The following is an 11608-nucleotide window of genomic DNA, read 5'->3' as shown; positions in this document are numbered from 1 at the left end:
CCCGTGCCGCCATGAATTTCATCCCAGCCGTAACCGCCGGAAACAACATCGTCTCCCGCGCCGCCTTCGATATAGTCCCAACCGTTCAGTGCGGGATGGAGTTTCCCATCTTCGGCATCGCCGAATAACGCTGCTGCCGCGCGCGCCGAATCTGCGGAAAAACTTGCGCCGGTAATTAGCCAGCAAACGGCGGCATATCAAACCGCCACGCAGGCGCAAACGGCGAGCTTTCAGGCTGCCTTGGCGGCGGATACGGCGACGGTGGGCGGCAAGCTGGATGCGATTAACGGCACGCTGGGCGGGCTGAACCAAACCATTCAAAACAATGTGCATGTGCAGCTGGATGGGCGCGTGATTGCGGAAAACGTGTCGCGCCATCAAGTGAATATGTTTAACCGAGGAGCGGGACAATGAGTATGTGGCATACGGTGTTGCAAGATGCGTCGTTTCGGGATGTGCGCTTTGATGTGGTGGCATTGGATGAGCAAGACGGCAAGGCGTTGGTGGAACACGCGCGCCCGTTTACCGATGGCGTGTGGCTGGAAGACATGGGCAGCACGGGGCGGCAGGTGCAAGTGGAAGCGGTGTTTTGGGGCAAGGGCTACCATAGCCGCTTGAATGCGCTGGTGGAGGCGTTGATGGAACGCGGCGCGGGGGTGTTGGTGCATCCTGTGTGGGGGCGGCTGCAAAACATGATGGCAGCGAGCTGGCACTTTCACCACGATGCAGACAATGTGGACTATGCCACGTTGAGCATCACGTTTCGCGAAAGCGGCGAGCCGCAAAAGATTTTTGTGTTTGAAAACGCCTTTTTGATGGCGATTGAACGCCTAATCGCGCGGATTGACACTTATCGCGCGGCATTGGAGGGCTGGATTGATGCGCTCACCATGGCAAAACAAAGCGTCGGCGCGCTAATCGGCAGCGCGTTTGGCTTTGCCAGCGCGGCAAGGGGCGCATGGGCGGCGTTGCGCGATTTGTTTGATGTGGGGAGTTTGGGATTAAGCGGGCACGAGGGCGGCGGCGCGGGCGATGGCGCAGGCAGTAAAAGGCTGTGGCGCGAGATGCGCAGCATGGTGCAGGCGGGCTTGTTTCAGGCTGCCGCGATTGGGGCGGATGGCGAAGTGCACACGGCAGATGTGCGCAGCGCGAAAAGCCGTTTTGATGCGCTGCTGCGCGCGGCGGATGCGGTGGCGACGGTGGAGCAGCGCATGGCAGTGGCTGCAAACAGCAACACACGCCGTGGCAGCGATTGGGCAGAGCGGGCGCAGGTGGGGCAAGTGTTGCGCTTGATGGCGCTGGAGACGATGTTTCAGGCTGCCTGCCTGTTGCTGGAACACGAGGGCGACAGCATGACTGCGCCCGATGTGTGGCACATCAACCGCGCGGTGCGGCAGCGCACGGCGGCGGAAATTGCCCGCTTGCGCGCCACGCTGGCGGCGATGAGCGACAAGGCGCAGGCTTATGATGCGGTGTATGCCGTGGTGGAAACGCTGCGTGATGCGGCGGCGCATTTAAACCTGCTGGCGATTGCCGTGCTGAACCAAAAACCGCCGTTGATTGCGCGCCCTGCGCCGTTAAGCGGTACGGTGCATCAATTGGCGTTTGCTTGGTATGGCGATATTGCCCGCGCGGATGAATTGATACGGCTTAATCCGCAGCTGCGCCATCCTTGCTTTATCCAAATGGGAGAGATGATGAATGGCTACGCCCAATAATTTGTATGACAACTCAATTGTGCTGCGCATTGGCGGCATGGAGCATCGCACATGGCAAAGCTACGATATTGACAGCGATTTTTTGATTCCTGCCGATGGTTTTGACTTTGAGCTGGGCGTGGCGGCAACACAGGGGCAAATCCCCGATTTAACAGGGCAACGCTGCGAAGTGGTAATTAACGGCGAAACGGTGCTCACAGGCATTATCGGCAACCAGCGCGATGAGAAAGACAAGGGCAGCCGCTCGCTGCGCTTAACAGGGCGCGATTTGGCTTGCTTGCTGGTGGATTGTTCCGCGCCGCAAGTGAATGTAAAAGGCATGACGGTGCTGTCGGCAGTGCAAAAGCTGGTTGCGCCGTGGAGGCAATATCTGTCCCGCGTGGTATTAAAAGCGGAAAACAACCCAACGCTGGATAAGGTGGATATTGAACCGAGCGAAAGCGCGTGGCAGGCGTTAAGCCATGTGGCGAACTCGGTGGGCTTGCACGTTTGGTTGGAAGCGGATGGCACGCTGGCGGTGGGCGGGGCGGATTATTCGTCTGAACCTGTGGCGACCTTGTGTTGGAGCAGAAATGATAACCGCCGCAATGTGGAGCGCATCAATATTGAGCGCGATGTGGACAACCGCTTTTCGGAAGTAACCTTTTTGGCGCAATCGCATGGCAGAAGCGGCAATGCGGCGAAGCATGATTTAAAGTGGGTGTGGCAAGACCCGTCTATGCCTTTACACAAGCCGAAAACGGTGGTGGTGGCGAATGCGGATAATTTGGAAGCCTTGAAACGGCAGGCGAAAAAACAGCTTTCAGATTGGAAGCTGGAAGGCTTGACGATTACGGTTACCGTGGGCGACCACAAAACGGTGGCGGGCGTGTTGTGGGCGGCGGGGCAGCGCGTGCATTTGATTGATGAGGAAGAAGGCATTGATGCGATTTTCTTTGTGATGGGGCGGCGTTTGATGTTGAGCCGCATGGGTGGCACGCAAACGGAGCTGCGGCTGAAAGAAGATGGCGTGTGGACACCCGATGCCTATGCGCAAAAAGCGGAGCGGGCGCGCAAACGCAAGGGCAAGCGCAAAACGGCGCGGGGCAAGGATAAGGACGAGGAGTTGAAAAGCAAATGAGTTTAGCCAAATTAGCCAAGCGAACCGCGCAAGTGGCGCGGGGCGTGCAAGATGGGATTCGGCAGGCATTTCGCGGCAAGGTGGCGGCAACGCAATCGGGCGAGCCGATTCAGCGCGTTCAGGTGCAGGGTTTAGCCGATGAAACGCTGCAAGATGTGGAGCAGTTGCAGCAATTTGGCTTTACCAGCCATGCGCCTGCTGGCAGCGAGATGATTGTGTTGCCTTTGGGCGGCGATACCACGCATGGAATTGTGATTGCCAGCGAGCATGGCAGCTTTCGGGTGAAAAATCTGCAAGGCGGCGAGGTGGCGGTGTATGACCAATCGGGCAGCAGCATTGTGTTGAAGCAGGGGCGGCTGATTGAGATGGATTGCGATAACTTGGTGATTCGCGCCAACCAAAAGGTGCGGATTGATAGCCCGCTGGTGGAAGCGAGCGCGCAGGTGTTGGCAAAAGGGCAAATCACAGGGCAAAACGGTTTAGCCATTTCGGGCGGCGAAGGCGGCGATGCGGTGCGCATCATCGGCAGCCTGAAAACCACGGGCGATGTGGTGGCGGGCAATATTTCCACGCAACAACACACGCATCCGGGCGACAGTGGGGGCACAACAGGGGCGGCGCAATAACACATGGATGGAAACAAGCAGAGGCAGCCTGAAACGGTTTATTCGTTTTGGCTGCCTTTTTTTGGGGCGAAGCCATGCGCCTGCCTGCCCTGCTTTGCTGCGCCGTATGATGCCAGCATGGATAAAGAATTGAACCCTTTAACCGGCGATTACACGGGGCGCGCCGTTAAAAACCTGCAAAACGCAGTGTATATCCGCCTGCGCACGCCGCTGGGCACATGGTGGGCGGATAAAAGCATTGGTTCGCTGCTGCACCTTTTGCAGCGAGAAAAAGATGTGGCGCGGGTGGGCTTGCTGGCAGAGCAGTATGCGATGGAAGCCTTGCAGCCGATTGTGGATGACGGGCGGGCTGAACGCATTAGTGTGAATGCCGCGCAGCTGCATAACGGTTGGCTGCTGCTGCATATCCGCGTGGAAACGGCGCAAGGCGGCTTTGATTATGACCACCGCGTGCCGATTGTGTAGGGCAGCCTGAAAACGCCTGTTTAACCGTTTTTAAAAAGATTTTAAACCCATGTTTACACCCCCTAACTTTGACACCATTCGCGCGGCGATTTTGCGCGACACGCAATCGCTGATACCCGATGCCGACATCAGCGCAGATAGCGACCATTATGTGCACGCATCGCGCTTGGCATCCTGCGCCGCAGGGCAATACGCGCATCAAACATGGATAACGCGGCAAATATTCCCCGACACGGCAGACACCGATTATTTGGAGCGTCACGCGGCATTGCGCGGGATTACGCGCCGCGCGGCAACCCGCGCAGGGGGCATGGTAACGATAAGTGGCACGGCAGGGGCAAGGCTGGCGGCGGGGGCGCAGATTAAGCTGGGCAACCGTTTTTATACTACCCGCACCGATGCGGTGATTGACGGCAGTTTAAGCGCTCGCGTGCCGATTGTGGCAAGCGAAGCGGGCGAGCAGGGCAATTGCGACACCACCGCAGGGCAATTGATGGCAGCCAGCGCAGGTATCAGCAGCGATGTGATGCTATCGGCGACAGGCGGCACGGATGCGGAAAACGATGCTTCGCTGTTGTCGCGCTTGTTGGAGCGCATCCGCCGTCCGCCCGCAGGTGGTAATCGGCACGATTATAAAAACTGGGCGTTAAGTGTGGATGGCGTATCCAGCGCCTATGTTTACCCGCTGCGGCGCGGCTTGGGCACGGTGGATGTGGCGATTACATCAGCCAATCAATTGCCCAGCGCGGAAACCTTGGCGGCGGTGCAAAACTATATTGATGCGGTGCGCCCTGTTACCGCCAAAAATGTGCGCGTGCTTGCGCCTGATATTACGCGGGTGGATGTGCGCGTGCGGGTTAAGCTAGCTGGCGCGGATTGGGCGGCGGCGCAGCGCGAAATTCAGGCTGCCTTGGACGCTTATTTTGACGCGCTGATACCCGCCGACGACGTGGTGGTGTCGCAATTGGAAGCGGTAATCAGCAATGCTGCGGGGGTGGTGGATAGGGTGTTGCTGGCACCGCGTGCCAATTTGACCGCCGACACGGTGAACAAGATTGAATGGTTTAAATTGGGCAGCCTGAACATGGAGCGGATGGCATGAATTATCAGGAAGTGTTGCTGGGCTTGCTGCCGCCTGTGTCTTATGCGCGGGGTGGGGCGCGGGTGCGACAGCAGGCGCAGATTGATGCGCAGGTGTTGGATGGGGTGGCACGCAGCGCGGGAGCGGTGGTAGGGGCGTGTTTGCCCGACACATCGGGCGCGTTGCTGGCGGATTGGGAGCGGGTGTTGGGCTTGGAGACAACCAATGCAGGCAAGCCTTATGCGGCGCGGCTATCGGCGGTGTTGCTCAAAATCAACGCGGTAGGCGGGTTGAGCATTCCCTATTTTATCCAGCTGGCGCAAAGCGCGGGCTACACGATTACGATTGACGAGCCGCAGCCGTTTCGCGTGGGCATCAACCGAGCGGGCGAACGGCTTGCTCCCGAAGAGATTATGTGGGTGTGGGTGGTCAATGTGGCGGCGAGCACGCAGACGGTGTGGCGGTTTTGCGCGGGGGCGAGCTGCGCGGGCGAGCGGTTGAGCAGTTTTAGCGACAACGTCATCGAGCGCGTGTTTGAGGATTTAAAGCCCGCGCACAGTTTCGTGCGTTTTACCTATACAGGTTAATTAAATTTTATAAAACAAAGGATTGGATAAGCATGTTAGCAATTGAGACCCAAGACAACGAATTTCATGACGGCAACGGCACGACCGAGTTAGGCACCATTCTGCCCGCTTGGTGGCTCAACCAAGTGCAGGCGGAAATATTGGAGGTGGTGCGCGCGGGCGGCTTGACCCCCGATAAGGCGCAGCGCAACCAAATGCTCAACGCGCTTAAAAAACTGACAAACGATGCCACCAACCCTGCCACGCTGTCGGGCGATACCGAAAACCAAACGGCCAATGGCGCAACAGGGCATACCCATAAAATTGAGCGCGCCACCGACACGCTGGCAGGCGTGGTTAGGCTCATCGACGCGCTCAACAGCAATGATACCACCGCCGCTTTATCCGCCGCGCAGGGCAAGGTGCTTGCCGAGAGCAAGCTGGACGGCAACAGCGGCGTTACTTTATCTACCAATCAAACCATCACGGGCTATAAAGATTTCGCACAGGGGCTTAGCTCGGGCGCGCCGATTAAAGTCCAGTACGCCAACGACTGGGTGGGCTTTATCGCCAACCAGCCTGCCGAGGGCAAAAACGTCTTTTTTGACGCTTATGTGCGCGACATTCCGCGCGGGGGCATACAGGTGGTTTCCGACGGCAACGGGCAATACAGCCTGCGCTTTTCGGTTACGCCACCCGGTGCGACCAACGCCGACCGCAGGATAAGCGGATTGAGCGTGTACAACCATGCCGTGTGGACCAATGCTTACGGCTGGCTGCACGAGGGCTTTGTGCGCAGCGGCGTAGGACACCGCCAAAACGCAGGGCATCAGGTAAAGATTGGTTGGAGCGGCGACCGCCTGAAAGCCACGGTGGACAGCACCGACTTGGGCGATTTTGTGTTTGACGGGCATTTTGCTAGCAATTCGTTCGGGCAAAACGGCTATCAGCGTTTGCCGGGCGGGCTGATATTGCAATGGGGCAGATTAAGGGTGCAGGGCGACGGCTTTTACAGGGTATGGATGCCCATCTCATTTCCCAACGCCAACCTTAACGCGCAGGCGACTATTTCCATCGGCGGCGCTGTGCAGGGCAATAACGTGGCATCGGCGCATGTGGCTTGGCTGGAAAACAGCTCCATCCATGTTGGCTTTTCCGAAAACGGCACGTTTGGCGAGCAGGAATTGTTTTGGTTTGCCATCGGACATTGATGTTTTTACGGGAGATTAACCATGATTTATTACTCGCACAGCGCGCAGGCGTTTTTTGACGACCAAATCCACAGCGCGGCGCAGATACCCGAGGACGCGCAGGCAATTGATGCGCAACAGCATCAGGCGTTGTTGGATGCGCTCAACACGGGGGCGCACATTGGCGCGGATTTATCCATTATTCCCCGCCCATCGCCTGCGCATACATGGAACGGCAAGGCTTGGGTGGTGGACAAAGCCAAGCAAGCCCAAGCGGTTCAAGCGGCGTTTCAGGCTGCCCAAAATGCGAAACTGGCGGAACTTGCCAACGCAGCGCAGGCGTTTGTGGATAAGTACGCCAAAACCGATATTGTCCCCGCCTTTGAGCAGGAAACGTGGGCGATGCAGGGAGCTGAAGCGCGAGCATGGGCAGATGATGACAACGCGCCGACCCCTGTGTTGGATGGCATCGCCCAGCATCGCGGCATTGACCGCATCACGCTAATTCGTGCCGCGCTGCGCAAAACGCAGCAGTATGAGACGCTGGCGGCGGGCGTGGCGGGGCAACGGCAGGCGTTGCAAGTGCTGATTGAGCAGGCAAAAACGTTGGATGATTTAGCGGCGATTGAGCTGACTTTCAGGCTGCCTGAAATGGGAGGTTAGGCGATGACGCGAGTTTATTTGGCACTCTACAAAGGGCGCAAACGCGGCACATCGCCGCGCGAGTTGTGGCAGCGGTTGATGGATTGGGCGGTGCGGATCGCCACGCGCGGGCAGTACAGCCACTGCGAGATTGCCGTTAAGCATGGTTTTACCGATGACTATCACTGCTATTCCGCCAGCCTGCGCGACGGCGGCGTGCGCAGCAAAACCATGCTGCTGCCTGCCGACAAATGGGATTTAATCCCCATCCGCGATGCGGAGACGCATGAAAAAGTGTGGGCGCTGTATCAAACCACGCAAGGGGCGAAATATGACTATATCGGCGCGTTGGGCGTGGTGTTGCCCGTGCGGCAGGTTGCGCAGAGATGGTTTTGCTCGGAGTGGTGCGCCAAAGCGTTGGGGCTGGGACAGCCTGAAAAGTATAGCCCGCAGGCGTTGGCGGATTTATTTCAGGCTGCCTGAAACAACAAAAGAAAAGTCCTGACATCAGGAAATTTGAGCAACGAGAAAGGCAATTTATGCAACAAAATTTAGAAAAACCGTTTGACAAGGAAAAACAGCGTGCAACAATTTTTACAGACAGACAGACAGACAGATACTAAACCCATGCCCATTATCGCGTGGATGGGCGGCAAACGCCGTTTAGCCAAGCATTTGCTGCCGTTATTTCCCGAGCATAGTTGTTATGTGGAGCTGTTTGCAGGCGGGGCAGCTTTGTTTTTTCTGCGCGACAAACCCGCCCGCTGCGAAGTGTTGAATGACATCAACGGCGATTTGGTGAATCTTTACCGCGTGGTGCAGCATCATTTTGACGAGTTTGTGCGCCAATTTGAATGGCAATTGAGCAGCCGCCAAATCTTTGTCCAACTGCAAGCCACGCCGCCCGATACCTTAACCGACATTCAACGCGCGGCGCGTTTCTTTTATCTGCAATACAATACATTTGGTAAAAAACCATTTGGACGACACTATGGCACAGCCACCACCAGCAAAGCATGGAATGCCGCCACCGTGGCACAAAAATTGCACACCGCGCAGCAACGGCTCGGCGGAGTGTTTGTGGAAAACGAAACATGGCAAAGCTGCTTGAAACGTTACGACCGCCCGCACACCTTTTTCTACGCCGACCCGCCTTACTGGCAAACCGCAGACTATGGGCGCGGGTTTGATTGGTCAGAATACGAACAGCTTGCCCAAGCCATGCGCAGTATGCAGGGCAAAATGATGTTAAGCATCAACGACCACCCTGATATTCGTGCTTTATTTGCTGAATTTAAGGTGGTGGAATTGGAGCTGGCGTATTCGGTGGGCAGGCAAGCTGAAAGCAGAGGCAAGCGCGGAGAGTTGGTGGTGATGAATTATTAGCCGATAATGATTGCGACAGGCTTAATAACCGCAGTAGCAGCATTAATTGTAATCAGCAAGTTCTTGTGATAAAAGCCACGAAAGGGGCTTTTTTATTGTGATTGCATCAATCAAATTTGCACTTATTTTGGCATACGCCACAATGACAAAACAAATGCAAAATGATGACAAAACGAGCGCGCGGTTACAGCAGCCTGAAAGTAGGTTTTCAGACGGCGTTTGTGATTTGTAGGTCGGGCAATTCCAGCAGCAAGCCGTCTCGGTAGGCGTTTGCGCCGTATTCGTTGGGGTAGCCCAGTGGGTTGATGATGAGGCGGCAGCCGTCTTGTACGGTATCGACGGCTTGGTGCGTGTGCCCCGCAATCCAGCAGTCAAAGCCCGCCACGTCAATCTGGTTGATGAAATAGGGGTTTAGGGGCGAATCGGCATACTGCGGCGCGGTGCAGGCGGGGTGCGGCGGAAAGTGGGTGAGCACGATGGTGCGCGCTCGGTGGCGGAAATGCTCGATGAAATTGAGTTGGGCATCAAAGCGCTCGATGTAGTCTTCGGGTTCGGCGCGGCGCTCGTGCGGCGCTTTGCCTGCGGCGATGTAGAAAAATCGGCGATGTTGCGGCGGGCAAGGGCGAGGTTTTCGCGAAACTGTTTTTTGTTCACCCAAGGCAGCCTGAAATTGCTGAACAGCGTGCCGCCAACGAAGGTGTAGCCGCCAAATTCCAAGGGGCGGTTTGCGGTGAGCAGCGGCGCGCCGGCGGCGATGAGTTCGCGCGGCAGCTCGTCGAGGTGTTCGCCGTAAAAATCGTGGTTGCCCAGCACGAACACGCAGGGCTTGCCCGCGGCGGCGCAGGCAGCCTGAAACGCTTCCGCGCCGCGCGTTGCCGAAGTCGCCGGCGTGGACGATTAAATCGGCATCGGGGTGCGGGGTGACGGTTTGGCCGTGGGTGTCGGAGAGGATGTGGAGTTTCATGGTTGGCGGGCGGGTTTTCAGGCTGCCTGCGCCGAGGGCGGTTATTTTCTTTTCAACACCAGCGTAAACACGCCGTTTGCTTCGCTGCTTTGCAGTAATTCGTGCCCCGTGTGGTGGCAGAATGCGGCAAAGTCGGCGGGTGCGCCAGGGTCGGTGGCGAGGATGGTGAGGGTAGCGCCGCTGTCTAAGGTGGCGAGGGCTTTTTTGGCGCGTAGGATGGGGAGCGGGCATTTTAAGCCTGTTAAATCTAGGGTTTGCATGGGGTTTCCTTAGTGAATGATGTGCCGATGGCAGCCTGAAACGGGGTTTGCGCTTGACCAAACGGTGTTTCAGGCTGCCGCAAGATGGCGGAACGAAAGGGGGCGATTTTAGCAAAGTTTAGGGCGGGCGTTGGCGAGGGCGTTTGACGGCATGGTGCGCGAAGGCAGCCTGAAAACAAGCGAAGCGGGTGAACCGCGCCTCTCACTTGTTTTCAGGCTGCCTTTTGCGATGGGCGAAGGTTTGGGCGGTGCGATTGGGCGCGGGCGGGATGGCGGCGCAACGGCAAAGGCTCCCCGCGCGGGTACGCCGCGATGCGCGGCGTGATAGGGCAAAAGATTGGGCTGAGGCAGCCTGAAAATGGGTTCATCAATCGGCAACTGCCATAATGGGCATACAGCGCGGCGGGGGTGATTGGGCTGCGGCTGACGGTTTCAGGCTGCCTTGTATATTTGTGCTTCCACAATTTGCAGCCTGAAAACCCGCTCAACCCAGCGCAGGATAATCAATATATCCCGCTTCGCCGCCGCCAAACATGGTTGTGCGGTCGGGCGCGTTCAAATCTGCGCCCAGTTCAAAACGGCGTGGCAGGTCGGGGTTGGCGAGAAAGGCTGCGCCGTAGGCGATGAGTTCGGCGGTGCCTTTTTCCAGCTCGGCTTCGCCCGATTCGGCGGTGTAGCCCGTGCCGGCAACCACGGTTTTGCCTTGCACCATGCGCCCGAACAGCTCGATTTCGTTGTCCTGCGGATAGTGCGGCAATAATGGGAACATCGGTGCGCGCTGCATGATTTCCACGAAGGCGAAATCCAGTTTATTCAACTCGTTGATTAAATATTGATAAGTGGCGACGGGATTGTTGAACGCGATGCCGGCGTAGGGGTGCAGCGGGCTGATTTTGATGCCGACGCGTTCGCCGCCGACCGCGTCGATGATGGCGCGCATGGCTTCCAGCGTGAAGCGGGCTTTGCCTGCGATGCTGCCGCCGTATCCGTCTTGGCACAGGTTGGCGGAGTCGGACAAAAACTGCTGCGGCAGATAGCCGTTGGCGGCGTGCAGCTCTACGCCGTCGAAGCCTGCGGCGATGGCGTTTTTGGCGGCTTGGGCGTAATCGACGATGATTTGGCGGATTTCGGCGGCGGCGAGTTCGCGCGGGGTCTCAAAATCTTTTGCGTCTTGCGACGTGAAGTGCTGCATGCCTTCGATTTTCACCGCGCTGGGGGCGGCGGGCAGAACGCCGCCACGGTCAACCGAGTGCGCCACGCGCCCCGTGTGCCAGAGCTGGGCGAAAATCAGCCCGCCTTTTGCGTGCACGGCGGCGGTTACTTGTTTCCACGCATCAATCTGCGCGGCGGTGAACAAACCGGGCGTGAGCGGGCTGCCGAGCGCGTCGGCGGAAATATTGACGGCTTCGGACAAAATCAGCCCGGCGGACGCGCGTTGGGCGTAATACTCGGCGGTTATCGCGCCGACGATGCCGTCTGAATCGGCCCTGCTGCGCGTCATCGCCGCCATCACCATGCGGTTTTTCAGTTTCAGGCTGCCTAGGGTGTAGGGTTGGAGGAGTTTCATGGTGGGTCTCCTATGTAGTCGGA

The 11608-nt window shown here is 57.6% G+C and carries 16 protein-coding genes and 1 pseudogene; 11 read left to right on the top strand and 6 right to left on the bottom strand.

What is annotated here, in order from left to right; translation table 11 throughout:
• Positions 1-89 (bottom strand): annotated as a pseudogene (locus JDW22_RS14195) (calcium-binding protein); the annotation flags it as partial.
• 151 nt (positions 90-240) lie between these two features.
• Between JDW22_RS14195 and JDW22_RS13790 the strand changes: the two are divergent.
• The 11 genes from JDW22_RS13790 (at position 241) to JDW22_RS13140 (ending at position 8794) form a co-directional block, all read left to right on the top strand.
• Positions 241-414, top strand: coding sequence for a hypothetical protein (locus tag JDW22_RS13790; protein WP_235965518.1), 174 nt, complete (start codon positions 241-243; stop codon positions 412-414).
• A complete protein-coding gene (locus JDW22_RS13185) occupies positions 411-1718 on the top strand; it encodes a DNA circularization protein (protein ID WP_200523423.1) in 1308 nt (435 codons plus the stop codon). Before JDW22_RS13790 ends, JDW22_RS13185 begins: the two co-directional genes overlap by 4 nt.
• Positions 1702-2838, top strand: coding sequence for a phage baseplate assembly protein (locus tag JDW22_RS13180; RefSeq protein WP_200523422.1), 1137 nt, complete (start codon positions 1702-1704; stop codon positions 2836-2838). Before JDW22_RS13185 ends, JDW22_RS13180 begins: the two co-directional genes overlap by 17 nt.
• Entirely contained in the window at positions 2835-3464 is a 630-nt protein-coding gene (locus JDW22_RS13175; protein WP_200523421.1) for a phage baseplate assembly protein V, read from the top strand. Before JDW22_RS13180 ends, JDW22_RS13175 begins: the two co-directional genes overlap by 4 nt.
• Positions 3465-3581: 117 nt before the next feature.
• Positions 3582-3929: a phage GP46 family protein gene (locus JDW22_RS13170; protein ID WP_200523433.1), complete on the top strand. Its 348-nt coding sequence runs from the start codon at positions 3582-3584 to the stop codon at positions 3927-3929.
• A 49-nt stretch (positions 3930-3978) separates the two neighbouring features.
• Positions 3979-5031, top strand: coding sequence for a baseplate J/gp47 family protein (locus JDW22_RS13165; RefSeq protein WP_200523420.1), 1053 nt, complete (start codon positions 3979-3981; stop codon positions 5029-5031).
• The gene (locus JDW22_RS13160) at positions 5028-5597 is read left to right on the top strand and encodes a YmfQ family protein (protein WP_003797399.1); all 570 of its coding nucleotides are present in this window, start codon (positions 5028-5030) and stop codon (positions 5595-5597) included. Before JDW22_RS13165 ends, JDW22_RS13160 begins: the two co-directional genes overlap by 4 nt.
• A gap of 32 nt (positions 5598-5629) precedes the next feature.
• Positions 5630-6787, top strand: a complete 1158-nt coding sequence (locus JDW22_RS13155) for a gp53-like domain-containing protein (protein WP_200523419.1) — start codon at positions 5630-5632, stop codon at positions 6785-6787.
• A 21-nt stretch (positions 6788-6808) separates the two neighbouring features.
• On the top strand, positions 6809-7429 hold the full coding sequence (locus JDW22_RS13150) for a hypothetical protein (protein WP_003797397.1): 621 nt from the start codon (positions 6809-6811) through the stop codon (positions 7427-7429).
• A 3-nt stretch (positions 7430-7432) separates the two neighbouring features.
• Positions 7433-7891 carry a hypothetical protein gene (locus JDW22_RS13145; protein ID WP_200523418.1) on the top strand — a complete coding sequence of 153 codons (459 nt, stop codon included), beginning with the start codon at positions 7433-7435 and terminating at the stop codon, positions 7889-7891.
• A gap of 144 nt (positions 7892-8035) precedes the next feature.
• A complete protein-coding gene (locus JDW22_RS13140; protein ID WP_200523417.1) occupies positions 8036-8794 on the top strand; it encodes a DNA adenine methylase in 759 nt (252 codons plus the stop codon).
• 208 nt (positions 8795-9002) lie between these two features.
• On the opposite strand, the gene JDW22_RS13135 is transcribed toward JDW22_RS13140, so the two are convergent.
• From JDW22_RS13135 to JDW22_RS13115, 5 genes are read right to left on the bottom strand one after another with little or no spacing between them, the layout of a single operon-like run.
• Positions 9003-9758, bottom strand: a complete 756-nt coding sequence (locus JDW22_RS13135) for a metallophosphoesterase family protein (protein ID WP_235965517.1) — start codon at positions 9756-9758, stop codon at positions 9003-9005.
• 41 nt (positions 9759-9799) lie between these two features.
• Positions 9800-10018: a sulfurtransferase TusA family protein gene (locus JDW22_RS13130; RefSeq protein ID WP_003797876.1), complete on the bottom strand. Its 219-nt coding sequence runs from the start codon at positions 10016-10018 to the stop codon at positions 9800-9802.
• Positions 10006-10224 (bottom strand): hypothetical protein, encoded by a 219-nt coding sequence (locus JDW22_RS13125; RefSeq protein WP_200523416.1) that lies wholly within the window; start codon positions 10222-10224, stop codon positions 10006-10008. Before JDW22_RS13125 ends, JDW22_RS13130 begins: the two co-directional genes overlap by 13 nt.
• Positions 10225-10230: 6 nt before the next feature.
• Positions 10231-10482, bottom strand: coding sequence for a hypothetical protein (locus JDW22_RS13120; RefSeq protein ID WP_200523415.1), 252 nt, complete (start codon positions 10480-10482; stop codon positions 10231-10233).
• Positions 10483-10502: 20 nt separating this feature from the next.
• Positions 10503-11585, bottom strand: coding sequence for an alkene reductase (locus tag JDW22_RS13115; protein ID WP_200523414.1), 1083 nt, complete (start codon positions 11583-11585; stop codon positions 10503-10505).
• Between the last annotated feature and the right edge of the window lie 23 nt (positions 11586-11608).

Source organism: Kingella bonacorsii (assembly GCF_016623605.1).
GTDB lineage: Bacteria > Pseudomonadota > Gammaproteobacteria > Burkholderiales > Neisseriaceae > Kingella_B > Kingella_B oralis.
The sequence above is the reverse complement of the archived record's forward strand: the minus strand, read 5'-3'. Positions and strand labels throughout refer to the sequence as shown.

Excerpts from the sequence above, each read along its gene's own strand:
- JDW22_RS13185 (WP_200523423.1), top strand. The coding sequence starts at position 411 with ATGAGTATGTGGCATACGGTGTTGCAAGATGCGTCGTTTCGGGATGTG.
- JDW22_RS13180 (WP_200523422.1), top strand. The coding sequence starts at position 1,702 with ATGGCTACGCCCAATAATTTGTATGACAACTCAATTGTGCTGCGCATT.
- JDW22_RS13175 (WP_200523421.1), top strand. The coding sequence starts at position 2,835 with ATGAGTTTAGCCAAATTAGCCAAGCGAACCGCGCAAGTGGCGCGGGGC.
- JDW22_RS13170 (WP_200523433.1), top strand. The coding sequence starts at position 3,582 with ATGGATAAAGAATTGAACCCTTTAACCGGCGATTACACGGGGCGCGCC.
- JDW22_RS13165 (WP_200523420.1), top strand. The coding sequence starts at position 3,979 with ATGTTTACACCCCCTAACTTTGACACCATTCGCGCGGCGATTTTGCGC.
- JDW22_RS13160 (WP_003797399.1), top strand. The coding sequence starts at position 5,028 with ATGAATTATCAGGAAGTGTTGCTGGGCTTGCTGCCGCCTGTGTCTTAT.
- JDW22_RS13155 (WP_200523419.1), top strand. The coding sequence starts at position 5,630 with ATGTTAGCAATTGAGACCCAAGACAACGAATTTCATGACGGCAACGGC.
- JDW22_RS13150 (WP_003797397.1), top strand. The coding sequence starts at position 6,809 with ATGATTTATTACTCGCACAGCGCGCAGGCGTTTTTTGACGACCAAATC.
- JDW22_RS13145 (WP_200523418.1), top strand. The coding sequence starts at position 7,433 with ATGACGCGAGTTTATTTGGCACTCTACAAAGGGCGCAAACGCGGCACA.
- JDW22_RS13140 (WP_200523417.1), top strand. The coding sequence starts at position 8,036 with ATGCCCATTATCGCGTGGATGGGCGGCAAACGCCGTTTAGCCAAGCAT.
- JDW22_RS13135 (WP_235965517.1), bottom strand. The coding sequence starts at position 9,758 with ATGAAACTCCACATCCTCTCCGACACCCACGGCCAAACCGTCACCCCG.
- JDW22_RS13130 (WP_003797876.1), bottom strand. The coding sequence starts at position 10,018 with ATGCAAACCCTAGATTTAACAGGCTTAAAATGCCCGCTCCCCATCCTA.
- JDW22_RS13115 (WP_200523414.1), bottom strand. The coding sequence starts at position 11,585 with ATGAAACTCCTCCAACCCTACACCCTAGGCAGCCTGAAACTGAAAAAC.